Source organism: Streptomyces sp. NPDC000345 (genome assembly GCF_042898825.1).
Taxonomy (GTDB): Bacteria; Actinomycetota; Actinomycetes; order Streptomycetales; family Streptomycetaceae; genus Streptomyces.
The window spans coordinates 60,988-87,943 of the sequence record NZ_JBIAZE010000005.1 but is presented as its reverse complement, the minus strand read 5'-3'; the positions used below and the strand labels follow the sequence as shown (position 1 = coordinate 87,943).

25 protein-coding genes are annotated in these 26,956 nt (G+C 72.5%); 13 read left to right on the top strand and 12 right to left on the bottom strand.

The features are described 5' to 3' along the window. Nucleotides 1-30 precede the first annotated feature (30 nt). The 3 genes from ACFY30_RS13485 to ACFY30_RS13475 all read left to right on the top strand — a co-directional run bounded on the left by ACFY30_RS13485 (nt 31) and on the right by ACFY30_RS13475 (nt 2,813). On the top strand, nt 31-1,032 hold the full coding sequence (locus ACFY30_RS13485; protein WP_390845352.1) for a Gfo/Idh/MocA family protein: 1,002 nt from the start codon (nt 31-33) through the stop codon (nt 1,030-1,032). Nucleotides 1,033-1,324: 292 nt separating this feature from the next. Continuing rightward, nucleotides 1,325-1,966, top strand: coding sequence for a TetR/AcrR family transcriptional regulator (locus ACFY30_RS13480; RefSeq protein ID WP_390845351.1), 642 nt, complete (start codon nt 1,325-1,327; stop codon nt 1,964-1,966). Nucleotides 1,967-2,081: 115 nt separating this feature from the next. Continuing rightward, nucleotides 2,082-2,813 carry a bifunctional DNA primase/polymerase gene (locus ACFY30_RS13475; RefSeq protein WP_390845350.1) on the top strand — a complete coding sequence of 244 codons (732 nt, stop codon included), beginning with the start codon at nt 2,082-2,084 and terminating at the stop codon, nt 2,811-2,813. A gap of 21 nt (nt 2,814-2,834) precedes the next feature. Here the strand turns inward: ACFY30_RS13475 and ACFY30_RS13470 are convergent, their stop codons facing one another. Genes ACFY30_RS13470 through efeO form a run of 4 tightly spaced genes read right to left on the bottom strand, consistent with a single transcriptional unit; the run spans nt 2,835 to nt 7,082 of the window. Next, entirely contained in the window at nt 2,835-3,848 is a 1,014-nt protein-coding gene (locus tag ACFY30_RS13470) for a hypothetical protein (protein WP_390845349.1), read from the bottom strand. Continuing rightward, complete coding sequence (gene efeU, locus ACFY30_RS13465) at nt 3,796-4,680, bottom strand: iron uptake transporter permease EfeU (RefSeq protein WP_390845348.1); 885 nt, start codon at nt 4,678-4,680, stop codon at nt 3,796-3,798. The genes ACFY30_RS13470 and efeU overlap by 53 nt, the downstream gene beginning before the upstream one ends. Before the next feature lie 3 nt (nt 4,681-4,683). Next, the gene (efeB, locus tag ACFY30_RS13460) at nt 4,684-5,931 is read right to left on the bottom strand and encodes an iron uptake transporter deferrochelatase/peroxidase subunit (RefSeq protein WP_390845347.1); all 1,248 of its coding nucleotides are present in this window, start codon (nt 5,929-5,931) and stop codon (nt 4,684-4,686) included. A gap of 11 nt (nt 5,932-5,942) precedes the next feature. Continuing rightward, nucleotides 5,943-7,082: an iron uptake system protein EfeO gene (efeO, locus tag ACFY30_RS13455; protein ID WP_390845346.1), complete on the bottom strand. Its 1,140-nt coding sequence runs from the start codon at nt 7,080-7,082 to the stop codon at nt 5,943-5,945. 615 nt (nt 7,083-7,697) lie between these two features. Here efeO and ACFY30_RS13450 point away from each other — a divergent pair. Both ACFY30_RS13450 and ACFY30_RS13445 read left to right on the top strand, forming a co-directional pair. Continuing rightward, entirely contained in the window at nt 7,698-8,351 is a 654-nt protein-coding gene (locus ACFY30_RS13450) for a PhzF family phenazine biosynthesis protein (protein ID WP_390655674.1), read from the top strand. 117 nt (nt 8,352-8,468) lie between these two features. Continuing rightward, nucleotides 8,469-8,726, top strand: coding sequence for a hypothetical protein (locus tag ACFY30_RS13445; protein ID WP_390655675.1), 258 nt, complete (start codon nt 8,469-8,471; stop codon nt 8,724-8,726). 82 nt (nt 8,727-8,808) lie between these two features. Here the strand turns inward: ACFY30_RS13445 and ACFY30_RS13440 are convergent, their stop codons facing one another. Both ACFY30_RS13440 and map read right to left on the bottom strand, forming a co-directional pair. Next, nucleotides 8,809-9,456: a heme oxygenase (biliverdin-producing) gene (locus ACFY30_RS13440; RefSeq protein ID WP_390845734.1), complete on the bottom strand. Its 648-nt coding sequence runs from the start codon at nt 9,454-9,456 to the stop codon at nt 8,809-8,811. Nucleotides 9,457-9,614: 158 nt separating this feature from the next. Continuing rightward, nucleotides 9,615-10,472, bottom strand: a complete 858-nt coding sequence (gene map / locus ACFY30_RS13435; RefSeq protein WP_390845345.1) for a type I methionyl aminopeptidase — start codon at nt 10,470-10,472, stop codon at nt 9,615-9,617. 58 nt (nt 10,473-10,530) lie between these two features. Here map and ACFY30_RS13430 point away from each other — a divergent pair, with 58 nt between their 5' ends. After that, on the top strand, nt 10,531-10,764 hold the full coding sequence (locus ACFY30_RS13430; RefSeq protein ID WP_390655677.1) for a hypothetical protein: 234 nt from the start codon (nt 10,531-10,533) through the stop codon (nt 10,762-10,764). Here ACFY30_RS13430 and ACFY30_RS13425 read toward each other — a convergent pair whose 3' ends face one another. Together ACFY30_RS13425 and ACFY30_RS13420 are read right to left on the bottom strand one after the other, a co-directional pair. Beyond that, on the bottom strand, nt 10,765-12,081 hold the full coding sequence (locus ACFY30_RS13425; protein WP_390845344.1) for an MFS transporter: 1,317 nt from the start codon (nt 12,079-12,081) through the stop codon (nt 10,765-10,767). Nucleotides 12,082-12,134: 53 nt separating this feature from the next. Continuing rightward, entirely contained in the window at nt 12,135-12,746 is a 612-nt protein-coding gene (locus tag ACFY30_RS13420) for a hypothetical protein (RefSeq protein WP_390845343.1), read from the bottom strand. Nucleotides 12,747-12,849: 103 nt separating this feature from the next. Here ACFY30_RS13420 and npdG point away from each other — a divergent pair, with 103 nt between their 5' ends. Together npdG and ACFY30_RS13410 are read left to right on the top strand one after the other, a co-directional pair. Next, nucleotides 12,850-13,566: an NADPH-dependent F420 reductase gene (gene npdG / locus ACFY30_RS13415; protein WP_390845342.1), complete on the top strand. Its 717-nt coding sequence runs from the start codon at nt 12,850-12,852 to the stop codon at nt 13,564-13,566. A 93-nt stretch (nt 13,567-13,659) separates the two neighbouring features. Then, complete coding sequence (locus tag ACFY30_RS13410; protein ID WP_390655681.1) at nt 13,660-13,839, top strand: hypothetical protein; 180 nt, start codon at nt 13,660-13,662, stop codon at nt 13,837-13,839. A 2-nt stretch (nt 13,840-13,841) separates the two neighbouring features. On the opposite strand, the gene ACFY30_RS13405 is transcribed toward ACFY30_RS13410, so the two are convergent. Continuing rightward, entirely contained in the window at nt 13,842-14,639 is a 798-nt protein-coding gene (locus tag ACFY30_RS13405) for a site-2 protease family protein (protein WP_390845341.1), read from the bottom strand. Nucleotides 14,640-14,855: 216 nt separating this feature from the next. On the opposite strand from ACFY30_RS13405, the gene ACFY30_RS13400 reads away from it, so the two are divergent. Continuing rightward, nucleotides 14,856-18,884, top strand: a complete 4,029-nt coding sequence (locus tag ACFY30_RS13400) for a BTAD domain-containing putative transcriptional regulator (protein WP_390845340.1) — start codon at nt 14,856-14,858, stop codon at nt 18,882-18,884. Nucleotides 18,885-18,902: 18 nt separating this feature from the next. Here the strand turns inward: ACFY30_RS13400 and ACFY30_RS13395 are convergent, their stop codons facing one another. From ACFY30_RS13395 to panB, 3 genes are all read right to left on the bottom strand, one after another. Then, nucleotides 18,903-19,712, bottom strand: a complete 810-nt coding sequence (locus ACFY30_RS13395; protein WP_390845339.1) for an ABC transporter permease — start codon at nt 19,710-19,712, stop codon at nt 18,903-18,905. Then, on the bottom strand, nt 19,709-20,734 hold the full coding sequence (locus ACFY30_RS13390; RefSeq protein WP_390845338.1) for an ATP-binding cassette domain-containing protein: 1,026 nt from the start codon (nt 20,732-20,734) through the stop codon (nt 19,709-19,711). The genes ACFY30_RS13395 and ACFY30_RS13390 overlap by 4 nt, the downstream gene beginning before the upstream one ends. Before the next feature lie 174 nt (nt 20,735-20,908). Continuing rightward, the gene (gene panB / locus ACFY30_RS13385; RefSeq protein WP_390845337.1) at nt 20,909-21,784 is read right to left on the bottom strand and encodes a 3-methyl-2-oxobutanoate hydroxymethyltransferase; all 876 of its coding nucleotides are present in this window, start codon (nt 21,782-21,784) and stop codon (nt 20,909-20,911) included. 206 nt (nt 21,785-21,990) lie between these two features. Between panB and ACFY30_RS13380 the strand changes: the two genes are divergently transcribed. The 4 genes from ACFY30_RS13380 to ACFY30_RS13365 all read left to right on the top strand — a co-directional run bounded on the left by ACFY30_RS13380 (nt 21,991) and on the right by ACFY30_RS13365 (nt 26,880). Then, complete coding sequence (locus ACFY30_RS13380) at nt 21,991-23,583, top strand: MFS transporter (protein ID WP_390845336.1); 1,593 nt, start codon at nt 21,991-21,993, stop codon at nt 23,581-23,583. A 64-nt stretch (nt 23,584-23,647) separates the two neighbouring features. Then, the gene (locus tag ACFY30_RS13375; RefSeq protein WP_390845733.1) at nt 23,648-24,268 is read left to right on the top strand and encodes a TetR/AcrR family transcriptional regulator; all 621 of its coding nucleotides are present in this window, start codon (nt 23,648-23,650) and stop codon (nt 24,266-24,268) included. 193 nt (nt 24,269-24,461) lie between these two features. Then, entirely contained in the window at nt 24,462-25,529 is a 1,068-nt protein-coding gene (locus tag ACFY30_RS13370) for an endonuclease/exonuclease/phosphatase family protein (protein WP_390845335.1), read from the top strand. A 124-nt stretch (nt 25,530-25,653) separates the two neighbouring features. Beyond that, complete coding sequence (locus ACFY30_RS13365; RefSeq protein ID WP_390845334.1) at nt 25,654-26,880, top strand: MFS transporter; 1,227 nt, start codon at nt 25,654-25,656, stop codon at nt 26,878-26,880. Nucleotides 26,881-26,956 lie beyond the last annotated feature (76 nt).

Here is a 26,956-nt window from a genome sequence, read left to right as displayed (position 1 = left end):
TGCTGGTACGGCCACGAGGGCGGGCGGGGTATGACGACGGACACGGTGCGGTGGGGGATCCTGGCGACGGGCGGGATCGCCGCCGCCTTCACGGCGGACCTGGTCGACCTGCCCGACGCCGAGGTCGTCGCGGTCGGCTCGCGCACGGAGGCCTCGGCGCGGGCGTTCGCCGAACGCTTCGGGATCCCCCGGGCCTACGGCGACTGGGGCGCGCTCGCCGAGGACGCGGACATCGATGTCGTCTACGTGGCCACCCCGCACGCCGCCCACCGCACCGCCGCCGGGATGTGCCTGAAGGCCGGCCGGGGCGTGCTGTGCGAGAAGCCGTTCACGCTCAACGTGCGCGAGGCCGAGGAACTCGTCGCGCTGGCCCGCGACAACGGCCGCTTCCTGATGGAAGCCATGTGGATGTACTGCAACCCCGTGATCCGCCGGCTCAAGACCCTCGTCGAGGACGGCGCGATCGGCGACGTCCGCACGGTCCAGGCCGACTTCGGCCTGGAGGGCCCCTTCCCGCCCTCGCACCGGCTGCGCGACCCCGCGCAGGGCGGCGGCGCCCTCCTCGACCTCGGCGTCTACCCCGTCTCCTTCGCCCAGCTCCTGCTCGGCGAACCGTCCGGGATCTCCGCGCAGGCGGTGCTGTCCGCCGAGGGCGTCGACCTCCAGACCGCCCTCGCCCTGTCCTGGGAGTCCGGCGCGCTCGCCGCCCTGCACTGCTCGGTCACCGGCGGCACCGGCACCACCGCCTCCGTGACCGGCTCCCGCGGCCGCATCGACATCCCGTCCGGGTTCTTCCACCCCGACCGTCTGGTCCTGCACCGCGCCGGCCGCGATCCCGAGGAGTTCACCGCCGACCCGGCCGACGGCCCCCGGACCACCTTCCGGCACGAGGCCGGCGAGGTCATGCGCGCCCTGCGGGCCGGCGAGACGGAGTCCCCGCTGGTGCCGCTCGACGGCACCCTCGCGGTGATGCGCACGCTGGACGCGGTACGGGAGCGGATCGGCGTGCGGTACCCGGAGGAGCGGATCTGACCGCCACGGCACCGGTGCCCGGCAGCCTGCGTCCGCCCCGTCGCGGCACCGGGCCCGCCCTCTCGCCGCACCGGCGGAGGACCCGAGTCCAGTACAAGGGCCTCCGGCCGGCACGCCGAGAGCACGCAGGGACGCCGCTCCTGCGCGGACAGACGTTGCCCGCCACGGCACTGGCGCCAGGGCACCGGGCCCGGCAGCCTGCGTCCGCCCCGTCGCGGCACCGGGCACCCGGCGGGTCGGCGGGCCGCCGTCGGCGAGACGCCCCGTCTCACCCCCTTGGTACCGTCGCCCCATGGTCACCAAGCCCGCCAGGTCCGCCAAGCCCGCCAAAGCCGCCCCCGACACCACCCGCCGCAGCGAGAGGTCCCGGCGCGCCATCTACGACGCGGCCCTCGCCCTCGTCGCTGAGGCCGGCTACCCGAAGACCACGATCGAGGGAATCGCCGCCCGGGCCGGCGTCGGCAAGCAGACCATCTACCGCTGGTGGGGGTCGAAGGCCGACGTCCTGCTGGAGGCGTTCCTCGACCTCGGCGAGCAGGCCGCCGAGGCCGCGGGCCAGGTGCCGTACGCCATCCCGGACACCGGAGACCTGGCCGCCGACCTCAGGAGCGTCCTGCGCGCCACCGTCGACGAGCTCCTCGACCCCCGCTTCGAGGCACCGGCCCGCGCCCTGTCCGCCGAGGGTGTGGTCGACGAACAGCTCGGCCGCGAGTTCGTCGCCAAGCTTCTCGAACCCCAGCTCCAGCTGTATGTCGACCGTCTGCGCTCCGCCCAGCGGGCCGGCCGGCTCCGCCCCGGGATCGACCCGCGCATCGCCCTGGAGCTCTTCGTCTCCCCGCTGGCCCAGCGCTGGCTCCAGCGCACGGGCCCCATCTCCTACGACTACACGGACACCCTGGTCGACTACGCCCTGTACGGCCTCGTCCCCCGTTAGGGCTCCCGCGTCACATCCGTCCCACCTGCCCCGATTAGGGCCTCGGGACCCCCGATGCGCAGGATGATGGGACCATAGGGCATGCTGTCCGCATCACAGCGAGGCGAGGGGATAGATGAGCGCGGAGTTCGGCGGCCTGAGCGGCCTGCGGGGCAAACTCACCCAGTGGCTGCGGGGAAGCGGCCCGACGGAAGGCGCCGACGACGGCGACCGTGAGGCCCTGCTGCTCGCCGCCGCGGGCGCGGGACTGCCCCTCGCACCCGCCGCGTACCCGGCCGCGGGCTACCGGTGTTCCTGTGACCGCGTCGGCTGTCCGACGCCCGCCCGGCACCCGGTCTCCTTCGCCTGGCAGACACAGTCCACCACCGACCGCGCCCAGATCGAGCGCTGGGCCCGGCACCAGCCGCAGGCCAACTTCATCACCGCGACCGGCATGACCCACGACGTCCTCGACGTACCGCTGGAGGCCGGCCGCCAGGCCCTGGAGCGGCTGCTCGGCTCCGGCATCGAGGTCGGCCCGGTCGCCGGGAGCGACGACGGCCGCATGCTGTTCTTCACCCTCACCCGCGGCACTCCCGAGGACGAGGACGAGTGGTGGCCCTGTGAGCTGGACTGCCACCCCGAGACCATGGACGAACACCCCGGACTGCGCTGGCACTGCCGAGGCTCCTACGTCCTCGTCCCGCCGGCCCGCCTGCCGGGGGACGACGGACAGTCGGTGCACTGGCTGCGGGGCCCCGAACACCCCCTGCCGGACCCCCTGAGCCTCCTGGAGGCATTGACGGACGCATGCGCCCGTCATGTGACCGAGCAGGACCACGCGGCGCCGGGATGGCAACGCCTCTGAGCGCCGCACCCGGGCGACGGCCTACTCCCCCTTCGCGCCCGTCAGCCCCTCCAGCCGGCTGAGCAGCGAGACCTTCCCGTCCCCCGAGCCCTTCGCCGGATCCAGGGCCAGCTCGTTCGCCACGAACTCCATCGTCAGCGACTGCTTGATCTCCCCGGTCGTCAACGCCCGCACACTCTCGTTGGGCGTGGGCACCGACGCCCCGGCCGCGGCCGTCTGCTTGACGTAGTGGTGCGTGGAGAAGAACACCAGCGCCCCGCCGTCCTTCGTCCGCAGCGCCAGCGGAGCGAACGCGCCGTCCGTCAGCGGCTCGTCGATGTACTGCTGCACCAGTCCCGGCTTTTTGGAGTTCTTCGCACGGGTGGTCCGCAGCTCGCTGGTGTACGTCCCGTCCGCGAAGGTGCCCCCGCCGTCCTTCAGATACGCGGCGTAGTCCTCGCTCAGGGCCTCGGGCGTCCGCGTCAGTCCGGCGGACTCCGCCGGCACGGCCTCGGCCCAGCCGTCCTTGTCCTTGGCGAAGTCCGGCATCGCGCCCGGCGCCACCAGCGTCAGATACGCCGCCTGCCACCGCTCGGAGAGGTCGCCGCGGGTGAACACCAGCACCCAGCGGGCGTCGCCCCCCTTGTTTGCCTTGGCGTCGGCGACGAACCAGCGAGGCCAGCCCGCCTTCTTGGGGATCGTGTACGTCACGTCCGACAGCACCAGCGGCGTGTGCTGCGGGTTGCCGTCCGGGTTGTTGACGCTCCCCGCCTTCAACCGGGCCGCGTCGATGGCCCCGACCACGCCGGTGGTGTACGCGGCGTCCAGGGAACCGTCGTACGCGTTGTCCGCCTTGTTGTACGCGTTCGTGAACTGCCGCAGCGCCTTCGCGGCCTCCGCCCGGGTGGCCGCGGGGAGCACCACACGCTCCCCGTGGACCACCACACAACCGCTCGCCGTCAACGACAAAGCGGTCACGGAGGCCGCGATCAGTACGCGCCGGTCAAGCCTGCGAAGCCTTCGAGGGCCGCGACCCCTGGTCGTCAGGTGCGTCATCAGGTGCCTTCACCTTCCCCTTCCCGGAGGCGAACCCTACCGGGGCGAGGAACAGCGCGAGTGTCGGGACCAGGTACAGCAGCCACACCGTGACCTGGAGGACGGTCGGATCGGGCTGGAAGTTGAACACGCCCTTCAGCAGCGTCCCGTACCAGCTGTCCGGCGGAATCGTGCCGCTGATGTCGAAGGCAAGGCTGTTCAGACCGGGGATCCAGTCGGCCTCCTGCAGATCGTGGAAGCCGTACGCCAGCACACCCGCGGCCACGACGACGAGCATGCCCCCCGTCCAGGTGAAGAACTTCGACAGGTTGATTTTCAGCGCCCCGCGGTAGAACAGCCAGCCCAGGAACACCGCCGTCGCCAGACCCAGGGCCACGCCGATCAGCGGGCGCGGGGTGCCGTCGCCGGCCGCGTGCACCGACGCCCACACGAACAGGGCGGTCTCCAGGCCCTCCCGGCCGACCGCGAGGAACGCGGTGGCGACCAGCGCGCCCGTGCCCAGCTGCAGAGCCGTGTCCAGCTTGTCGTGCAGCTCCGACTTCAGGTGCCGGGCGGTGCGCCGCATCCAGAACACCATCCAGGTCACCAGCCCGACCGCGAGGACGGACAGTGAGCCGCCCAGCGCCTCCTGCGCCTGGAACGTCAGTTCCTGGGAGCCGAATTCGAGGACGCAGCCGAAGACCATCGCGATGAGGACGGCGATGGCGATGCCGGTCCACACCGGCTTCAGCGCGTCCCGGCGCCCGGTCTTCACCAGGTAGGCGATGAGGATGCAGACGACGAGCGAGGCCTCGAGCCCCTCGCGCAGTCCGATCAGGTAGTTGGAGAACACGGGCTACGCCTCCTCGGAGAACAGCGTCCGGCCCCACCAGTCGTCCTTGCCGCGGACGCCCGGCGGGACGGCGAAGACCGCCGAACCCACGTGCTGGATGTACTCGTTGAGCGCGTCGGTCGCGAGATTGCGCTGGACCCGGATGAACCCCTCGCGCACGTCCCGCTGGTAGGCGAGGAAGAACAGCCCCGCCTCCAGGCGCCCGAGACCGTCGGTGCCGTCGGTGAAGGAGTAGCCGCGGCGCAGGAGGGTCGCCCCGCCGTTGGAGTCGGGGTGCGCGAGCCGTACGTGCGCGTCGGGCTTCATCGCCTTCAGGAACGGCTCGTCGCGCTCCTTCGCCTTGCCGACCGGCGCGCCTTCGCCCTTGTCCCGCCCGAAGATGTCCTCCTGCTCCTGCAGGGAGGTGCGGTCCCAGGTCTCGATGTGCATGCGGATGCGCCGGGCGACGAGGTACGAGCCGCCCACCATCCAGTCGGGACCGTCCTTCTCGTCCACCCACACGAACTTCTTCAGCCGGTCGGTCTCGGTGCCCGCGATGTTGCGGGTGCCGTCCTTGAAGCCCATCAGGTTGCGGGGCGTCTGGGCGTCCGGGGTCGTCGAGGACGTCTTGCCGAAGCCGAGCTGCGACCAGCGGATGGAGACCTTGCCGAAGCCGATCCGGGCCAGGTTGCGGATCGCGTGCACGGCGACCTGCGGGTCGTCGGCGCACGCCTGCACACACAGGTCGCCGTCGGAGCGGGCCGCGTCCAGGGCGTCCCCGGCGAACTTGGGCAGGTCGACGAGGGCGTCGGGCCGCTGGTCGGCGAGCCCGAACTTCGCGAAGAGGGAGGGGCCGAAGCCGATCGTGAGCGTCAGCCGCGAGGGCTTCAGGCCCAGGGCCTCACCGGTGTCGTCCGGCGGCGCCTCGACGAGCCCGCCGTACGCCCCGTCACCGACCGTCTTCCCGGCCGTCATCCGGCGCGCGGCCGCCGTCCAGTCCTTGAGCATCTGGACGAACTCGGCGCGGTCGGTGGTCTTCACGTCGAACGCGGCGAAGTGCAGCCGGTCCTGGACGGGGGTGGCGATGCCGGCCTGGTGGGCGCCGTGGAAGGCGACGGCCGCGCCCGTCTCGGCGGCCGTCGGCTCGACGTCCTCGCCGGTCCGGGTCATCGCCACCGCTCCGCCGGCCGCGACGGCGCCGAGCGCGAGTCCGGCACCGCCCCAGCCGATCAGCGAACGGCGGGTGGGGCTGCTGCTCTGGGTCTCGGTCATGGACGTGCCTCCTACTTCACCACGGCCGCGGCGAGCTTCGAGAGGGGCTCCGCGAGCGCGTTCACCGCGTCGGAGAGCTCCTTGCGCTGGTCCTCGGTGACCTTGTCGTAGGAGACGAAGTCGTAGGAGGTCTTGTCCGAGCGGTACTGGTCGAGCAGCGCGTTCAGCGCCGCGAACTGCTTGTCGAGCTCGGTGGTCAGCGCCTTGTCGTTGGTCTGCGCGACCGGCTTGAGCAGGTCGTACGCCTTCTGCGCGCCCTCGACGTTGCCCTTGAAGTCGGAGAGGTCGGTGTGCGAGTAGCGGTCCTCCTCGCCGGTGACCTTGCCGGTGGCGACCTCGTCGAGCAGCTCCTTGGCGCCGTTGGCCATGGAGGTGGGGGTGATCTCGGCCTTGCCGACCCGCTTCTGCCAGTCCTCCAGATCGGTGACGAGCTGATCGGCGAGGGTCTTCTCCTCGTCCCCGATCTTCTTGTCCTGCCAGAGCGCCTTCTCCAGCCGGTGCCAGCCGGTCCACTTCTGACCGTCCTCGAGGCCGTCCTCGCGCACGTCGACCTTCGGGTCGATGTCACCGAAGGACTCGGCCACCGGCTCGGTGCGCTCCCAGCCGAGGCGGGAGGGCGCGAAGGCCTTCTGGGCGGCGGCGAGGTCGCCGGCCTTGACCGCCTTCACGAACGTCTCGACGAGCGGGACGGTGGCGTCGGCCTGCTCCTGGACGTACTCGCGGTAGTCGGCGACGGCCTTGTCCAGCTTCGGGTTGCGCTTGACGGCGGTGCCGCCGGTGACCGTGAGGTCCTGGCGGATTCCCGTGCCCTTCATGCCGGGCTTGCAGGCGATCTGGTACGTGCCCGCCTTCACCTCGGCGGTGACGCGCTGCTTGGTGCCGGGGCCGATGTTCTCACGCTCGGTGACCACGCGGTCGTCCGGGAAGAGGACGTAGACCTCGGTGACCTTGGAGCCCTTGTTCGCGATGGCGAGTTCGACGTGCCCGGCGGAGATCTCCTTCTTGGAGGTCTCGCACTTGGAGTCGGTGGCGGTCACGTTGATGACCCGGTCGCCGTCTTTGGCGTCGCTCTTCGAGGTGCAGCCCGTGACCGCGGTGACAGCGGTCACGGCGGCTACGGCGGTGAGGACGGACAGTCTGGCGGCTCGCATTCGGGCTCCCAGCGATGGCTGAATATTCGCGTGACGGGACTCACGAGGATTGGTGAGCCTCGCCTAACTTATCCAAGGCTTACCTGCGTAATACCCGCGCGTGCCGTGATTCAGCTCTCATAGACGCTGTAAGAGCACGGGAGGGTCACGGTGGCTCAAAACAGACCCCAAGAAAAGGTCAAAGGAGATTCAAAGATTCCGCTTCCGGGGCACCCCCCGGCCCCCGACCCCCAGACCTCACCAACCAACAACACGCCAAATCCCGCCCCAGGGGCGCACCCCGGCCCCGCTGAGGGGCGCGGGGAACGGCGCACCCCGGCCCCGACGGACCCGCACCGCCGACCCCAGCGCGCCGCACGGTGGGGCCGCGCTGCCGCCGGCCAGGGGTCCTGGAAGCACCGGCCCCCTGGAGGGGCGCGGGGAACGGCGCGGCCGGCCCCGGCGGACCCGCACCCGCCCGGCCGCGGCACGTCGCACGGCGGATCCGCATCCGCCCGGCCGCGGCACGTCGCACGGCGGACCCGCATCCGCCCGACGTGGCACGCCGCGCGGTGGGGCCGCGGTGTCGGGTGGCTGAGCTCACCGGACAGGGCTCCGCGGTGCTTCAATTTCCGGGTGACTGATTACGACGTGCTCCGCGTCTTCTGTGCGCCGAACGGCGGCTACGGCAACGAACTGGGCGTGGTTCGCGACGGCTCGGTGCTGCCGGACCGGGAGGACCGCCAGGCCCTCGCGGCGAAGCTCGGCTTCAGCGAGACGGTGTTCGTCGACGACCCCGAGCGGGGGGTCATCGACATCTACACGCCCACCGTGCGCCTGCCCTTCGCGGGCTACCCCTGCGTAGGCGCCGCCTGGCTGCTCGACGTCCCCGAGCTGGTCACCCCGGCCGGAGTGGTGGGAGCCCGGCTGGACGGGGAGTTCAGCTGGATCGAGGCACGCGCGGAGTGGGCCCCGCCGCGTACCTTCCGCCAGTACGCCACCGCCGCCGAGGTCGAGGACCTGAGCGTGCCGCCGCCCGGCGAGTGGATCTACGCCTGGGCGTGGGAGGACGAGCCCGCGGGCCGGATCCGCGCCCGGGGTTTCCCCGGCCGGGGTGACGGCATCGAGGAGGACGAGGCGACCGGAGCGGCGGCGCTCCTGCTCACCGAGCGCCTCGGCCGCGCGCTGAACATCACCCAGGGCGCCGGATCCCAGATCCTGACGGCCCCGCAGCCGTACGGGTGGGTGGAGATCGGCGGCCGGGTCTGTCTGGAGGGCGCCGAATCCTAACGGCGGCTACCGGCGTCCGTGGTGTTCCGGGCGGCCGTACGGGTGGTCCCGCGTGTGCGCCCGGAGGCGAACGGTTACCTCTGGGCGTGACCACTCCGCCTCCATGAGAGGAGCATCATGCGCATCCGATCAGTTCTGGCCGCGACCGTCCTGGGGCTCGCCCTGGCCACCGCCGGCGCGACGAGCGCCGTCGCCGACGAGGGCCCCCGCCATTACGGCAACGACCACTACGGCTCGGAAGGCCACTACGGCCACGCGGAGCATGGCAAGCACCACGGCGTCCACGCGGGCCCCGTCTGCAGCCCGTACTTCGGCAAGATCGACACGGTCTCCAGCGACATCGTCTGGGGCGGCGCGCACTGCGGCTGGTTCTGACGGGACCGACCCGGCACCGGGCCCCTTCCCGCCACGGGCAAGGGGCCCGGCCCGTGCGCGGAGCGGCCGCCGGCCGGCTGCCTCAGGCCGAGAGCGGGAACTCCTCGCCCAGCGCCCGGAACACGGCCGTGTTGAGGGCGAAGGCCCGCTTGCACTCGGCGACGATCCGCTGCTTCTCCAGGTCGTCCGCGCGCACCCCGTCCAGCAGTTCCCGGTAGTCCCGTTTGAACGCCGCCGGGTTGCCGATCTCCTCGAAGACGTAGAAGCGGACGCCGTCGCCCTTCTTCTCGAAGCCCCAGGCCTTCTCCGCCCGGTCGCGGATGATCTGGCCGCCGGAGAGGTCGCCGAGGTAGCGCGTGTAGTGGTGGGCGACATACCCGGCCGGCCACCGCCCGGCGCACTCCCGCACCCGGTCCGCGTACGCCCGCGTCGCCGGCAGGGCCGACAGCCCCGCCCGCCAGCCGGGTCCCCGAAGGTGCGCCAGGTCCCGCTCCAGCGCGGCCAGCCGGAACAGTTCGGGCCGGACGAAGGGCCCGGCGACCGGGTCCGACGCCAGCCGCTCGACGCCGGTCTCCAGCGCCTCGTACACGAACCACAGCTGTTCGGTGTAGCGCGCGTAGGCGTCGACCCCGAGCCTCCCGCCGAGGAGGTCGCTCATGAACGTCGAGGTCTCGGCCTCCACGTGCTGTGCGTGGGACGCCGTGCGCAGGAGTGCCGAGAACGAGGCCATGGGCTCCATGTGATCCATACGGCACATCCTCTGAGGTAAGGCTTACCTAAGTCAACGGTCTGGCCGGCATCTTGCCGACACGGTGTCGGTAAAAGCGTACAAGAAAGGGCCCGCCCTCCCACAAGAGCAGGAAAGCGGGCCCGGCGCGCTCCGGACTGCTACGGCAGAGTGAGGATCTCCGCGCCCGAGTCCGTCACCACCAGCGTGTGCTCGAACTGGGCGGTGCGCTTGCGGTCCTTGGTCACCACGGTCCAGCCGTCGTCCCACATGTCGTAGTCGTGGGTCCCCAGCGTCAGCATCGGCTCGATCGTGAAGGTCATCCCCGGCTGGATGACCGTCGTCGCGTGCGGGCTGTCGTAGTGCGGGATGATCAGCCCGGAGTGGAACGACGAGTTGATCCCGTGTCCCGTGAAGTCCCGCACCACCCCGTACCCGAAGCGCTTCGCGTACGACTCGATGACCCGCCCGATGATGTTGATCTGCCGGCCCGGCCTGACCGCCTTGATCGCCCGGTCGAGGGACTCCCTGGTCCGCTCCACCAGCAGCCGCGACTCCTCGTCGACGTCCCCCACCAGGTAGGTGGCGTTGTTGTCGCCGTGCACCCCGCCGATGTACGCCGTCACGTCGAGGTTGACGATGTCGCCGTCGCGCAGCACCGTCGAGTCGGGGATGCCGTGGCAGATCACCTCGTTGACACTGGTGCACAGCGACTTGGGGAAACCGCGGTAGCCGAGCGTGGACGGGTAGGCCCCGTGGTCGCACATGTACTCGTGCGCCACCTTGTCCAGTTCGTCGGTGGTGACCCCCGGCGCGATCAGCTTCGCCGCCTCCGCCATCGCCCGCGCGGCGATCCGCCCGGCGACGCGCATCGCCTCGATCGTCTCCGGCGTCTGCACCTCCCCACCGGTGTAGGGCGCCGGCGCGGGCTTGCCGACGTACTCGGGGCGGCGGATGTTTCCGGGCACGGAACGGGTGGGGGACAGCTCCCCGGGCACGAGCAGCGACTGGCCAGACATGCCAGTGAGTCTAACGAGCGGCCGTGGGGGAACATGTGGATGGCGAGAGGAGCTGGTCATGACCCTGTTCAAGCGGCGCGTCACGGGCAAGCCGGGCGAGTGGTACTACTGCCTGGAGCACAAGAAGGTCGAGGAAGGGCCGGACTGTCCCGGCAAGGACCGCTTCGGCCCCTACGCCTCCCGGCGGGAGGCCGAGAACGCCATGGAGAGCGCCCGCGAACGCAACCTCCAGTGGGAGAACGACCCCAGGTGGCACGACGCCCCGACGGGCAACACCCCCGACGGGGACTGATCAGGTCCCGGTCACGGGTGCCGCCGCGCGCCGCTCACGCAGCCGGTTCGCGTGCTCGTCGGTCCGTACGTCGTAGCGCATCAGCGCCGGCAGACACAGCGCCAGCAGGCCCACCGCACCGGCGCACAGCACCCCGCCCGACCAGACGGACGTCCGCACCCCGAGCCAGGCCGCGAAACCACCGGAGCGGACCTGGCCGACCGTCGGCCCCACCGAGTAGGACAGCAGCTCGATCCCGGCGAGCCGCCCGCGCAGCTCGTCCGGGATCGTCTGGTTCCACATCGCTCCGCGGAAGATCCCGCTGACCATGTCGCAACCGCCCGCGAGGGTGAGACACAGCAGCACCAGCCACACGTCGCCGACGAGACCGGCGCCCGCGATCGCCACCCCCCACAGCGCGGCCGAGACCACCACGGCCCGCCCGTGCCGGTGCACCCGCGAGGTCCAGCCGCTCGTCAGGCTCACCAGCATCGACCCGGCCGGAACCGACGCGTACATCAGCCCCAGCGACCACTCGGCGTCCAGCTCGTCGGCCAGGAACGGCAGCACGGCGAGCGGCATGGCGAGGAACATCGCGGCCAGGTCGACGGCGTACGTCCCGAGCAGTTCCTTGCGGCTCCACGCGTACCGGGCGCCCTCGGCTATCGCCTGGAGGGACGGCTTCGCCGCCTCGTGCGCGGCCGGGGAGGAGGCGATCCGCACCACGAGGGCGAGCGAGACGACGAAGGTGAGGGCGTCGGCGGCATAGGCCCAGCCGAGTCCCGCGTAGGCCACGACGATCCCGGCGACCGCCGGTCCGGCGACCCCGCCGACGGTCCAGCGCAGCGAGTTGAGCGAGGTGGCGGCCGGCAGGTGCTCGTGGGCGACGATCCGCGGCCACAGCGAGTCCAGCGCGGGCCGCTGCACCGAGAACAGCACGGCGGACAGACCGGCGACGAGATAGAGCGGCCATACGGCGGGGTCCGGGAGCAGCGCGTTGACCAGCAGCGCGGCACTGAGCAGACCCTGCCCGGCCTCCGTCCACACGATCAGCGTCCGCTTGTCGAGCGCGTCCGCGAGCGCCCCTCCGTACAGCCCGAACACCACCAGCGGCACGAGCTCCACCGCGCCGATGGCCCCCACCGCCGCGGCCGACCCGGTCAGGTCCTTGAGCTGCACCGGCAGCGCGACGAAGGTCAGAAAACTCCCGAAGTTGGAGATCAGGCCCGAGAACCAGAGCCGGCGGAAGTCACGGGAGGCGCGCCAGGGAGCGAGATCGGGGAGCAGGGAACGCACCCCCGAGGGCGGGGCGGGTACGGCGCTGTCGTCGGCGGTCACGAGGGGCCATGTTCGGCGGCGCCGTCAGCGGCGGCAACCCGTTTTTCCGGCCGTCACCAGGGCGGCGGGGGCGGGGCCGTCAAGGACTCCGCCAGCCTCGACAGACGGTCACGGACCCCGCGGCGCGCCCGCGCCGAGCGCCCCGCGTTCTCTCCCGCCGCCGCGCCGACCAGGTGCTGCACGGTGTCCAGGTCCAGCTCCGAGCCGTCCGGCACGGCCAGCGTCTCGTGGGCCAGGGCCGCCCACTCGCCCTCGCCGGGACCGAGGCTCAGCACGGTGAGCCCGGCCCGGCGCGCGTCGGACACCCTCTCCAGCAGCGCCGCGTCCCGTGTCGCGGCCTCCGCCGGCGAGGCCACCAGGAGCGTCTCGCCCCGCCGGGCCGCCTCGATCCGGCCGAGGCCGGCCGCGAGGTGCGCGGGGTCGGACGGACGCGCGTCGTGCCGTACGAGAGTCGGCGCCAGCTCCGGCGTACCCGACCACGCCGCCTCGTCCACCAGATGAGCCGCGAGGTGCCAGGGCTCGTACTCCGCGGTCCCCACCAGCAGCAGCCCGCCCCCGTGCGCGACCACCGACCCCCTCAGCACCGCGCCGAACCTCCGCGTGGCCCCCAGCCACTGCGTCCCGGCGAGCACCTCGCGCAGCAGCGCGACCCGTACGGCGTCCATGCGGCCGCATACTGCCCCAGCCGGCGAGGGCCGGCACGGGGTTCGCCGCTCATTCACCCGGGACGGCGAAGGGCGGCCCGGAACGCCCACGTAAAGTCGGCCCATGACCTCTACCGACAGTGCACAGAACGCCCCCGCGAAGGCCCCCGCCAAGGACCCGTGGGACCTCCCCGACGTTTCCGGCCTGGTCGTCGGCGTGCTCGGCGGAACCGGCCCGCAGGGCAAGGGTCTCGCCTACCGCCTGGCCAAGGCGGGCCAGAAAGTGATCATCGGCTCGCGCGCCGCCGACCGCGCGCAGGCCGCCGCCGACGAGCTGGGACACGGCGTCGAGGGCGCCGACAACGCCGAGACCGCCCGCCGCAGCGACATCGTGATCGTCGCCGTGCCGTGGGAAGGCCACGGCAAGACGCTGGAGTCCCTGCGCGAGGAACTGGCCGGCAAGCTCGTCGTCGACTGCGTCAACCCGCTCGGCTTCGACAAGAAGGGCGCCTACGCGCTCAAGCCCGAGGAGGGCAGCGCCGCCGAACAGGCCGCCGCGCTGCTGCCGGACTCCCGGGTCACCGCCGCCTTCCACCACCTCTCGGCGGTCCTGCTCCAGGACCCGCAGATCGAGGAGATCGACACCGATGTGATGGTGCTCGGCGAGGAGCGCGCCGACGTGGAGATCGTGCAGGCCCTGGCCGGCCGGATCGCCGGCATGCGGGGCGTCTTCGCGGGGCGCCTGCGCAACGCCCACCAGGTCGAGTCCCTGGTCGCCAACCTGATCTCCGTCAACCGCCGCTACAAGGCGCACGCGGGACTGCGCGTCACGGACGTATGAGCGCATGGGGGACACTGGACGCCGTAGCAGTGTCCCCCCACGGGAACGGCAGGTTCCCACCGGATCGACAGGACCGACAGGAGAAACGTCCCCATGCCCCGCCTCGCCCTCTACACCCTCGTCGTCTGTCTCCTCGCCCTCGCCGCCGCCGTGCTGTCCTTCGCGCGGGGCAGCCTGCTGGGGATCGTCTGGGTGCTGCTCGCGGGTCTGTCGTCCAACATGACCTGGTACTACATCAAGCGGGACAAGGCCCGGAAGTCCGTCACCGGCTGACCTCAGGACACCGCGCAGTACTCGTTCGTCTCCTGCCAGAAGCGGTAGAGGTTCTCGCCGCAGTAGCGGTTCTGGACGTCGACGCCCAGCGCGTCCAGGATCCAGTACACCGCCTGGAAGAACTCGCGGTTCACCGACGGCACCATCAGCAGCGCGAACACGAGCAGCAGCCCGAACGGCGCGAACGGCTCCACCTGCCGCTTCACGTCGTACGACAGCCAGGGCTCGATCACGCCGTAGCCGTCCAGGCCGGGCACCGGCAGGAAGTTCAGGAGCGCCGCCGTGACCTGCAGCAGGGCGAGGAACGCGAGCGCGTACCGGAAGGCGTCCGGCACGCCGTCCAGGGCGTCCAGCCAGAACGGCGCGGTACACACCGCGGCGAACAGCACGTTCGTCAGCGGACCCGCCGCCGAGACCAGACTGTGCCGCCAGCGCCCCCGGATCCGCCCCCGCTCGATGAAGACGGCACCGCCCGGCAGACCGATCCCGCCCATGATCACGAACACCACGGGCAGCACGATGCTGAGCAGCGCGTGCGTGTACTTGAGCGGGTTGAGGGTGAGGTACCCCTTCTCGCCGACCGTGATGTCGCCGCTGTGCAGGGCGGTCCGCGCGTGCGCGTACTCGTGCAGACACAGGGAGACGATCCAGGCCGCCGTCACGAACAGGAACACGGCCAGGCCCGGCTGCTCGGCGAAGCCGGTCCAGGCCGCCCAGCCGGTGACGGCGGTGACGGCCAGGATCCCCACGAAGACGGGACTGATCCGGCGGTCGCCGCGGCGGGTGGTGACGCTGGTCATGAGGCTCCCTGAGCTCGTCGACATGCTTGGAACCGCCCGACCGTACCGGGCGCACGGGGAAAACGTCTCGCGGTGGGCCCCGGGTTCCGTGGAAAGGTATGACGTACCGGCGACATCCGCCGGGCGGCCGGCCGCGGCGTCGCCGGCCGGTGCCGCACAGCCGGTCGGCGCCACCCCGCCGCAACCCCGTGACCGTCCCGACCCCCGCCGGAGAGAATGAACCCCGTGCGCTACCGCATCCTCGGCACCACCCAGGCACTCCGCCCGGACGGCACCCCCGTCGCCGTCGGCGGGGCGCGGCTGCGCGCGCTGCTGACCGTGCTGGCCCTGCGGGCCGGGCGGAGCGTGCCCGCGGGGCTGCTGGTGGAGGAGGTGTGGGCCGGGGACCCGCCCGCCGACGCGCCGGGCGCGCTCCAGGCACTGGTCGGGCGGTTGCGCAGGGCCCTGGGCGCGGACGAGATCGCCTCCGCCGAGGGCGGCTACCGGCTCACCGCCGGCCCCGACGCCGTGGACCTGCACCGTTTCGAACGGCTCAGCGCCGACGGCGGCCGCGCCCTCGCCGACGGCGACCCGGCCAAGGCGGCCGTCCTCCTCGACGAGGCCCTCGCCCTGTGGCAGGACCCGCCCCTCGCCGACCTGCCCGACCGCGCCGCGGAGGCGGCCCGCCGGGAGGCCCGCCACCTGGACGCCGTACGCGCCCGCCACACCGCCGCGCTCGCCCTGGGGCACGCCGAACAGTCGCTCCCCGAACTCACCGCCCTGTGCGACGCCCACCCCCTGGACGAGCCCCTCCAGTCCCTGCGCCTGCGCGCCCTGCGCGACGCGGGCCGCCCGGCCCAGGCGCTGGCCGCCTACGAGGACGTACGCCACCTCCTGGCCGACCGCCTCGGCTCCGACCCGGGCCCCGAACTCCAGGCCCTCCACACCCAGCTCCTCAACCCCCCACCCCCGTCACCGGCACCGCCGCCCCCCACCGGGCCGGACGGCTCACCCACCCCGTCACCGGGCAGAACAACCCCGCCCCCGCCTCCGCCCTACGGCACAGGCCCCGCCGCGCCGGCCGGCACAGCCCCGCCTCCGCAGGGCGGTCCAGTCCCGTTCTCGCGGTACGGCGCCGGCCCAGCGCCGGCGGATGGCCCGGCCCGGCCCTCGCCGGGCGGTCCAGCTCCTGCCTCGGCGGGGGGCTCAGCCGTGCCCCGGGCCCCGCGGCACGGCGGCGGTGGCCCGGCGCCGGTGTCGCAGCACGGTGCGGAGCCCGCCTCGCCGGACGGCTCAACCCCGCCTTCGCCGGGCGGGGGTGTCCCGTTCTCGCCGTACGGCTCAGCCCCCGCCTCGGCTGACGGCTCGGCCGCGCCTTCGCCGGGCGGGGCGTACTGGGCCGCGGACCACGGCGGCGGTGGCCCGGCGCCGGTGTCGCAGCACGGTGCGGAGCCCGCCTCGCCGGACGGCTCAACCCCGCCTTCGCCAGGCGGCTCGGCCGCGCCTTCGCCGGGCGGGGCGTACTGGGCCGCGGAGCACGGCGGCGGTGGCCCGGCGCCGGTGTCGCAGTACGGTGCGGGGCCCGGCGGGGCCGACGGCTCGGCCGTGCTGTCGCCGACCGGTGCAGGCCCGGTCTCGCCGAACGGCGGAGGTCCTGGCTCGGCCGCGTCTTCGACGGGAGGGGCGGCCCGGGCTGCGCAGTACGGCGGGGGCAGTGGCGGGGTGGGGCTGGTCTCGTCGCCGCCCTCCGGCAACCTCCGCGCGCGGCTCACCTCCTTCGTCGGCCGGGAGGCCGAGATCGGGGCGATCCGGGGGGACCTCGCGGGCGCGCGGCTCGTCACGTTGCTCGGGCCCGGCGGGGCGGGGAAGACGCGGTTGTCGCAGGAGGCCGCCGACGGCGTACGGGACGCCGCGCCCGACGGCGTGTGGCTGGCCGAACTCGCGCCGGTCGCCGACCCCGACGCCGTACCGCAGGCCGTGCTGACCGCCGTAGGGGCGCGGGAGACCGTGATGTACGGCGCCGGCGCCGAGGACATCCGGGCGGCCGCCGAGCGGCACGACGATCCGGTGGAGCGGCTGGTCGAGCACTGTGCCCGCAGGCGCATGCTCATCGTCCTCGACAACTGCGAGCACGTCGTCACGGCCGCCGCCCGCCTGGTCGAGGAGCTCCTCAGGCGCTGCCCCGAGGTGACCGTCCTCGCCACCAGCCGGGAGCCCCTCGGCGTGCCGGGGGAGCTGCTGCGCCCCGTCGAGCCGCTGCCGGAACCCGTCGCGCTGCGGCTGCTCGCCGACCGGGGCGCCGCCGCCCGGCCGGGGTTCCGCGCCGAGGACGATCCCGAGGCCTGCGCGGAGATCTGCCGGCGGCTCGACGGCCTGCCCCTCGCGATCGAGCTCGCCGCCGCCCGGCTCCGCATGCTGACACCACGCCAGATAGCCGAGCGGCTCGACGACCGCTTCCGGCTGCTGACCTCCGGCAGCCGTACCGTCCTGCCCCGCCAGCAGACCCTGCGCGCGGTCGTGGACTGGTCGTGGGACCTGCTCGACGAGGACGAGCGGGAGGTCCTCGCCCGGATGTCCGTCTTCGCCCGCGGCTGCGACCTCGCCGCCGTCGAGGCGGTCTGCGGGCCCGCCGTGCGCGACACGCTCGACCCCTTCGCCTGCCTCGCCTCCCTCGTCGACAAGTCCCTCGTGGTCGCCGCCCCCGCCCCCGACGGCGCGATGCGCTACCGGCTCCTGGAGACCGTCGCCGAATACGCCGCCGAGCGGCTCGACGAGACCGGCCGGCGGGCGGACGCCGAGCGCGCGCATCTGACGTACTACCGCGAACTCGCCCGCACCACCGAGCCGTTGCTGCGCGGACCGCGTCAACTCGCCGCCATCGAACGCTTCCAGCTGGAGTACGAGAACCTGCGCACCGCCCTGCGCCGGGCCGTCGCGGCCCGCGACGAGCAGGAGGCGCTCAGCCTCGCCCTCTCCCTCGTCTGGTACTGGCAGATGCGCGACCTGCGCATCGAGGCGCTGACCTGGTGCCGCGCGGTCATGGACCTGGGCCCCGACCCCTTCGCCGGCCCGGTCCGCCCCGTCGCCCCCGTCTGGAAGCCCGTCACCGACACCCCGCCGCCGCTGTCCGGCGAGGTCCTCGCGGAGGCCCGGCGCGGTGTCCACCTCGCCCATCTCGCCTGCATGGACCGGGAGCTGGACGCCTGGCAGACCCCCGCAGCGCAGGCCAAACTGCGGGTCATCAGCGACACCTACGCGCCCGGCCTGCCGCAGACCTGCCGGCCCCCCGGCCTGCTCTGGTTCTACGCCGTCATGCTCGTCGACGGCATCGACCGCATCCGCACCATCGTCGACGCCAACGTCGAGACGTGCCGCCGCACTCCCGGCTTCGAGTACGAGCTCGCCGCCTGTCTGCAACTGCGCGCCAACCTCCTCGCCAACCGCGCCGACTGGGCCGGTGACGCGACCCAGGACGCCGACGAGGCCCTGGAGCTCTTCCGCCGCCTGGGTGACACCTGGGGCACGGCCGAGGCGCTCTCCGCGCGCGCCGAGGCCCACGAACGGCTGGGCGCCTACCGGGAGGCCGCCCGGGACTACGAGGCGGCCATGGTCGAGGCCGAACGGCTCGGCGCCCGCCACCAGCTGGCCGTCCTCAGCGCCCGGCTGGGCAGCGCGCTCATCGAGGCGGGGGAGGAGGAGAGGGGCGAACGGCTGCTGCGCGAGGTCGTCGACAGCCCGTGGGGCAGCGCCAACGAGGCGATGCCCGCCGGCCGCCTCTTCCTGGCCGGTCACCTCGGCCTGACCGGCCGCCGCGCCGAGGCCCGGGAGCAGCTCCGGCTGCTGCGGGAGGGCTTCGGTCTCGCGCGCTTCGTCGTCTTCGACGCCTTCGTCCTCGGCGCCGAGGCCTGGCTGGACGCGATGGACGGCGAGCACGAGGCCTCCCTGACCGCCATCCGCGTGGCGCTGGAACGCGCCGACGACCCCCTGTCCATCACCCTCGCCCCGCACCTGCGCTCCTTCTACCTCGCCATCGCCGCCCTCGCCCTGGCCGGCGTCGACGGCGGCGCCCGGGCCGAGACCGCCGCCCGCTGCCTCGGCACCGCCGACGCCCTGCTGTCCCCGCGCCATGTCGCCGTACGTCTGGAGCGCGAGTCCCACCGCCTCGCCGCCGACGCCGCCCTGGCCGTCCTCGGCGACGAGGCGTTCGAGGCCGCGTACGCCGAAGGCGGCGGCCTCTCCTATGCGGAGGCCGCCGCCCTGGTCTGACCGGCTCTCGCCGGTGGCTCAGCTCTTGGTGCGGAACTTGTGGATGGCGACCGGCGCCATCACCGCCGTCAGCCCCACGGACCAGGCCAGCGTCACCGTCAGCCCGTGCGCGACCGGCCCGCCCACCATCAGTCCGCGGGCCGCGTCCGCGAGCGAGGACAAAGGGTTGTACTCGGTGAAGTTCTGCAGCCAGCCCGGCATCGAGGCGGTCGGCGCGAAGATGGACGAGCCGAACTGCAGCGGCATCAGCACCAGGAACCCCATCGCCTGCACCGACTGCGCGCTCTTCATCACCACGCCGAGGGTGAGGAACACCCACATCAGTGCCGATCCGAACACCGTGGCCAGGCCCACGGCGGCGAACAGACCGGGCCAGTGCGTGATGTCGAAGCCCACCAGCACGGCCACCACCATGAGGATCGCGCAGGCGACCAGCATGCGCATCAGCTCCACCACGATCTTGGCGAAGAGCACCGAGCCCCGTCCGATGGGAAGTGACCGGAAGCGGTCCATGACCCCGGAGTTGAAGTCCGTGTTGAAGCCGGTGCCCACGCCCTGCGCCATGTTCATCCCCATCATGGCCAGCAGCCCGGGGATGACGTACTGGACGTAGGCCTCCTGTCCGCCGCCCAGCGACTGGCCGATGGACCCGCCGAAGACGTACACGAACAGCAGGGTGAAGATCACCGGGAACAGCACCGCGTCGAACATCGACTCCGGGTCCTGCCGGATCCACAGCAGATTGCGGCGGATCAGGGCGCCGGTGTGGCGCAGGTGGCCGCGCAGCGGGATACGGGTGTCGGAAGCGGTGGCGGTGGCGGCGCTCATACGGCGACCTCCTCGCGGGTGTCGGCGGGCGTGGCGTCCTGCGGGGCACTGGCGCGGTGGCCGGTGAGCGACAGGAACACCTCGTCCAGGCTGGGCAGTTCGGTGGTGAGGGAGGAGAGGGTGACACCGCGTGCGGTGACCGCGCCGACGACGGCGGTGAGCTGTTCGTCGCTCAGCACCGGCACCAGCAGCGAGCCGCGCTCGGCGTCCACGACGGTGGTGGCGAGGCCGGTGATGCCGAGCTCGTCGATCCAGGCCGCCAGCGGCCGCAGCTGCAGCGGATCGGCCGGCCGTACCCGCAGCGTCCGCCCGCCGACCTTCGCCTTCAGCTCCTCGATGCCGCCGCCCGCGATCACCCGGCCCCGGTCGACGACGGTCAGCTCGGAGGCGAGCTGTTCGGCCTCCTCCATGTACTGGGTGGTCAGGACGACGGTCACGCCGTCCCCGACCATCGCCTTGACCTCGCTCCACACCTCGTTGCGGGTGCGCGGGTCGAGCCCGGTGGTCGGCTCGTCCAGGAACAGCACGGCCGGCCGGCCGATCATGGACGCGGCGAGGTCCAGCCGCCGTCGCATGCCTCCGGAGTACGTCCCCGCCGGGCGCCGGGCGGCCTCGGTGAGCGAGAACCGCTCCAGCAGCTCGTCGGCCCGGACCCGCGCCTCCCTGCGGGACAGGTCGAGCAGCCGCCCGATCATGTACAGGTTCTCCCAGCCCGGGAGCTTCTCGTCCACGGAGGCGTACTGCCCGGTGAGGCCGATGACCCGGCGCAGCTGGCGGGGCTGGTGTACGACGTCGTAGCCGGAGACGGTCGCCCGGCCCGCGTCGGGGGCGAGCAGGGTGGACAGGATCCGCACGAGGGTGGTCTTGCCGGCGCCGTTCGGGCCGAGCACCCCCATCACGGTGCCCTCCCGCACGTCCAGGTCCACCCCGTCCAGCGCCTTGGTCTCGCCGTAGTGCTTCACCAGCCCCCGTACGGTCACGGCGCTGCCGGCGCCGCTGGTGTTCTTGTCGATTCGCGTCATGCCGGTAACGCTCCCAACGCCCACCGACAAACCACCGACAGCCCACCGACAGACCTCCGCCGGCACCGACAGCTCACCTACACGCTCCGGCCGGCCCCCCGGGGTGCGGGGGCCGGGAAACGCGGCAGCCCGCCGACGGGGGACGATCGGCGGGCTGCCCTGTGCGGCGATGGCTCAGTGAACGCTGTGCTCCTCCAGCGGGAAGGTCCCGCCGACGACGTCCTCCGCGAACGCCTTCGCCGCGTCGCCCATGACGGCACGCAGGTCGGCGTACTGCTTCACGAACTTCGGCACCCGCCCGCCGGTCAGACCCAGCATGTCGGTCCACACCAGCACCTGCGCGTCCGTCTCCGGACCGGCTCCGATGCCCACCGTCGGGATGTGCAGCACGCGCGTCACCTCGGCGGCCAGCTCGGCCGGGACGAGTTCGAGGACCACGGCGAAGGCGCCCGCGTCCTGCACGGCCTTCGCGTCCCGCAGCAGCTGCGCCGCCGCCTCCTCGCCGCGCCCCTGCACGCGGTAGCCCATCGCGTTCACGGACTGCGGGGTCAGTCCGATGTGCGCCATGACCGGGATGCCGGACTCCACCAGCAGCTCGATCTGGCGGTGCGAGCGCTCGCCGCCCTCCAGCTTCACCGCCCCGACCCCGGCCTCCTTCACCAGCCGGGTCGCCGAGCGCAGCGCCTGCACCGGGCCCTCCTGGTACGAGCCGAAGGGGAGGTCGCCGACGATCAGGGCGCGCTGGGTGCCGCGGACGACCGCCGCCGACAGCATGGTCATCTCGTCGAGGGTGACGGGCACGGTGGTCTCGTACCCCAGGTGGCAGTTGCCCGCCGAGTCGCCGACGAGCATCACGGGGATCCCGGCCTCGTCGAACACCGACGCGGTCATCGCGTCGTACGCGGTGAGCATGGGCCACTTCTCGCCGCGCTCCTTGGCGAGCGCGATGTCGCGGACGGTGATACGGCGTGTGCCCTTGCCCCCGTACAGCGCCTTGCTGCCGTCGGAGGTCTTCTGCTGTGCAGTCTGGGCAGCCGAAAGCTGCGTCATTGCAACGGCTCCTTACGTCATCTCGAGGCGCCCTCACGGCGTCCCCGGACCACCCCCATGGTGGCACCTCGTGCCAGACAGGGCCAGAGGGCCCCCTGTGGCCGACAACTCATGAGGAGGAGCCGTGGGTAAAAGCTGAGTAAGGAAGTCGCAAGACGATCAGATACGAGACGGTCTCGTATCGAAAAACCTCTACCCTCGATCGCATGACTACTCCTGCCGTCCCCACCGCGCCCCGGATACCGGAACACGTGCACCGGCGCCGTTGGGCGATCCTCGGCGTGCTGATGCTGAGCCTGCTGATCGTGGTGCTGGACAACTCGATCCTGAACGTCGCGATCAAGACCATCTCCACCCCGGCCCCGACCGGGCTCGGCGCCACGCAGAGCGAGCTGGAGTGGGCCATCAACGCCTACACCCTGGTCTTCGCGGGCCTGCTGTTCACCGCCGGTCTCCTCGGCGACCGCATCGGCCGCAAGAAGGTCCTGCTCGGCGGCCTCGCCGTGTTCGGCATCGGCTCCGCGCTGGCCGCCGAGTCCGGCTCGCCCGCCCAGCTGATCGCCTTCCGCGCGCTGATGGCCGTCGGTGCCGCGTTCGTGATGCCGGCCACCCTCGCCGTCCTCATGAACGTCTTCGAGCGGGAGGAGCAGCCCAAGGCGATCGGCATCTGGGCCGGCGGCGTGGGCCTGGCCATCGCCATAGGACCGATCACCGGAGGCCTTCTCCTCGACCACTTCTGGTGGGGCTCGGTCTTCCTCATCAACGTGCCGATCGTGCTGCTCGCGTTCGCGCTGATGCTGTGGCTGGTGCCCGACTCCCGCGATCCCGCCCCCGGCCGGATCGACCCCCTCGGCGTCGTCCTGTCCGTCGTCGGCCTCGTCCTGCTCGTTTACGGCATCATCAAGGGCGGCGAGCTGGCCGACTTCACCGACCCGGTCGTGCTGGCGACCATCCTCGGCGGACTGGCGGTGCTCACCGCGTTCGTGGTGTTCGAGGCGCGCAGCGACCATCCGTCGATAGACGTCACCTACTTCAAGAACAAGGTCTTCTCGGCCGCGATGGCCGTCATCACCCTGGTCTTCTTCGCGCTGATGGGCGTGACCTTCTTCTCGGTCTTCTACACCCAGAGCGTGCGCGGCTACTCGCCGCTCCAGTCCGGTCTGCTCCTGCTGCCGCTGGCCGCCGCCCAGCTGCTCTTCGCGCCGCGCGCCCGGCTGGTCGTCGACCGCTTCGGGGTCAGGGCCACCACCACGGGGGCCATGCTCGTCCTCACGGCGACCCTGGCCGCGTTCGCCACGCTCGACGCGGACACGCCGATCTGGCTCCTGGAGGTCGTCTTCTTCTGCATGGGCACCGGCATGGCCCACGTGATGACCCCGACCAGCGTGGTCATCATGCAGGCCCTGCCCCGGGAGAAGGCGGGCTCCGCCTCCGCCCTCAGCAACACCTTCCGCCAGCTCGGCGGCGCGCTCGGCATCGCCGTCCTCGGCTCGGTGCTGTCGACGGCGTACCGCGACGGCATCGAGGGCGAGCTCGGCGCGCTGCCGGCCGGTCTGCGCGAGACGGCGGGCGAGTCCATCGAGGCCACGCTGGGCGTCGCCGCGAAGCTCGGCGCCCGCGGCGGGGAGCTGGTCGCTCCCGCCAACGACGCGTTCCTGCACGCCATGCACGTCACCGCGCTGTGCGGCGCCGTGGTGGCGCTCGCCGGCGCGGTCGTGGTGGGGGTGTTCCTGCCGGGGAAGCCCAGGACGCCTCAGCAGGGCGCCCCCGAGGAGGAGTTGGTGCGCACCGAGTCCTAGACCTGCCGTGGCGGGAGAGCCCTTGGGCGAGAATTCCCCCAGTACGACGAAAGGAACGATGGACGTGAGCCTCGCCGGCAGTGGCACCGCTCCGGAACAGCCCGTCAGGGGCCGGCCCCGCAGCGAGGCCGTGGAACGGGCCATCATCGAGGGCACGATGAAGCTGCTGGAGGACGGCGTCCCGCTCGCCGAGATCTCCATAGAGCGCATCGCCCGTACCGCCGGAGTCGGCAAGGCCACGATCTACCGGCGCTGGAGCGGCAAGGAGGAACTCTTCGTCGACGTGCTGCGCGCCGCCGAACCCGAGGACCCCGAACTGCTCCCGGGCACCTCCCTGCGCGACGACCTCGTCGTGCTGCTGGAGTCGCTGCGGCGGCGCGGCCTCGCCAACCGTTCCTCGGCGATCCTGCACAACGTCCACGCCCAGATGAAGAGCAGCCCCAAGATCTGGGCGGCGTACCACAACTCGGTCATAGCCCCCCGGCGCAGGCTCGGCATCGAGATCCTGCGCCGCGGTCAGGAGAACGGCGAACTCCGGGCCGACCTCGACCTGGAGCTGGTCAACGACATCGTCGTGGGCCCCATGCTCGTCCGCGCCGTCCTGCGTCCCGAGGCCGATCTCCCCGACGACCTCGCGGAACGCATCGTCGACACCCTGCTCACCGGACTACGCCCCGTCAACTGACACGCCCGTCGGCGGGAATGTGCGCGTTTCGTCACAGACCAGGCATCGCGCCGCAGGTCCGGAACCCCCGGCGCCACCCCGGTCGTCCCAGTGCGCGTACGGCCGTCGAGGGACGGCAGGATCGGAACCGATCATCCCCTAGGGTCGTACCCACGGGGGAGACGGTGTGCACGGCAGGCAGTGAGGCGACGGTATGGCGCAGCAGGCGTACATGACGGAGACGGACGACAACGGCGGCTCGGGACCCGAGCGTCGGGGAGATCGCCTCCGGCGCCTGATCGGACGTCTGGCCGGCCGGCTGGCCGCCGGCTGGCGCGGCGATCCGCGCATCTGGCGCCGCGGCCTGGTGCTCGCCGCGCTGGCCCTCCTCCTCTCCCTGGTGATGCTGCTGCACTCGCGCATCCCCAACCGCTTCGGCAACCTCGGCAGCCTCACGGAGACGTTCCTGCCGTGGCTGGGCCTCTCCATCCCGGTGTTCCTGCTCCTCGCCGTGGTCCGCAGGTCGGCGAGCGCGCTCATCGCGGTGGTCCTGCCGGCCGTCGTCTGGCTGAACCTCTTCGGCGGACTGCTCAGCGACAAGACCGGCGGCGGCGGCAACCTCACCGTCGCCACCCACAACGTCAACGCCGACAACGCCGACCCGTCCGGCACCGCCCGTGACGTGGCCGCGTCCGGCGCGGACGTGGTGGCGCTGGAGGAGCTGACCGCCTCGGCGGTGCCGGTGTACGAGAAGGCGCTGGCGGCGACGTACAAGTACCACTCGGTGCAGGGCACGGTCGGCCTGTGGAGCACGTACCCGCTGAGCGGGGTGAAGCCCGTCGACATCAAGCTGGGCTGGACGCGCGCGATGCGGGCGACGGTGGCGACCCCGGAGGGTGACGTGGCGTTCTACGTGGCCCATCTCCCCTCCGTGCGGGTCAAGCTGCAGGCCGGCTTCACCGCCCGGCAGCGCGACAAGAGCGCGGACGCGCTGGGCGAGGCGATCGCCGACGAGCCGCTGAGCCGGGTGATCCTGCTCGGCGACCTGAACGGCACCATGAACGACCGCTCGCTCAACGCCGTGACCTCCCAGATGCGTTCCACGCAGGGCGCGGCGGGCAGCGGCTTCGGCTTCAGCTGGCCGGCGTCGTTCCCGATGGCGCGGATCGACCAGATCATGGTGAGGGGCGTGGAACCGGTGACGTCGTGGACGCTCCCGGAGACGGGCAGCGACCACCTGCCGGTGGCGGCGCGTGTGAAGCTCACCACGTCGGACGGGTGAAAGGCCCGGGAAACCGGGACGTAGAGGATCCGCAACCTGCCGGAATAGCGGGCGGGGGAGAGTTTGTTCCGTCGTTGAACATACGATGGAAGCATCCCCTCCCCCGAAAGGCAACGGCCCCCTCATGCCTCTGGCCCTGCTCGCCCTCGCCGTCGGCGCCTTCGGCATCGGCACCACCGAGTTCGTGATGATGGGCCTGCTGCCCGACGTGGCGGCAGACCTGCGCATCTCCCTCCCCACCGCCGGACACCTGGTCTCCGCGTACGCCCTCGGCGTGGTCATCGGCGCACCGCTGCTCGCGGCGGTGACGGCCCGGATGCGCCGCCGGACGCTGCTGGTGTCCCTCATGGCGCTGTTCGTCGCGGGCAACGCGCTGTCCGCCCTCGCTCCCGGCTACGACTGGCTCCTGGCCGCCCGCTTCCTCAGCGGCCTCCCGCACGGCGCCTTCTTCGGCGTCGGCGCGGTGGTGGCCACCGGCCTGGTCGCGCCGGAGCGCAAGGCGCGCTCGGTGTCGCTGATGTTCCTCGGCCTGACGGTCGCCAACATCGCGGGCGTCCCGGTCGCCACGCTCGTCGGCCAGCACCTGGGCTGGCGGGTGACGTTCCTGGGCGTGAGCGCGATCGGCCTGGCGGCCATCGCCTCCCTCGTCCTGCTCATTCCGCGCGAGGTGACGGGATCGCCCGCGGCCGGCCTGCGCGGCGAACTGAGGGCCCTGAAGTCCCTCCCGGTCTGGCTGGCGCTGGGCACGACGGTCGCCGGCTTCGGCGCGCTGTTCGCCGCGTACAGCTACATCACGCCCATGCTGACCGACGCGGCCGGCTACGCCGGCTCCAGCGTGACGCTCCTGCTCGGCCTGTTCGGCGTGGGCGCGACGATCGGCAACCTGCTGGGCGGCCGCCTCGCCGACCACGCGATGCGCCGCACCCTGTTCGCCGGCCTGGTCTCCCTCGCGGCCGTCCTCGCGCTCTTCCCCGTCCTGATGCGCACCCAGTGGAGCGGGGCCCTGGCGGTCGTCCTCCTCGGCATCGCGGCCTTCGTCGCGGGCAACCCGCTCAACCTGATGGTCATGGAGAAGGCGACGGCGGCCCCCTCCCTCGCCTCCTCCGCCAACCAGGCAGCCTTCAACCTCGCCAACGCCGGCGGCGCCTGGATCGGCGGCCTGGCCCTGGCGGCGGGCTTCGGCGTGACCTCCCCGGCACTGGCGGGCGCGGTGCTGGCGGTGCTGGGCCTGGCCGTGGCGGGCGTGGCCTACGGCGTGGACCGCCGCAGGGCCTCGGCCGGTGTCACCGGCCGGGAGCGGATCGTGGCGACGCACCTGCCGGAGCCGGCGCAGGCTGCGGCGCGTCGCTGACGCCTTCCGGGGACCGGGGCGAAGCCCGCCCCCCGGGAGCGCGAGGCCCGGCGAGGCGCGGCTCCGCCGCGCGGGG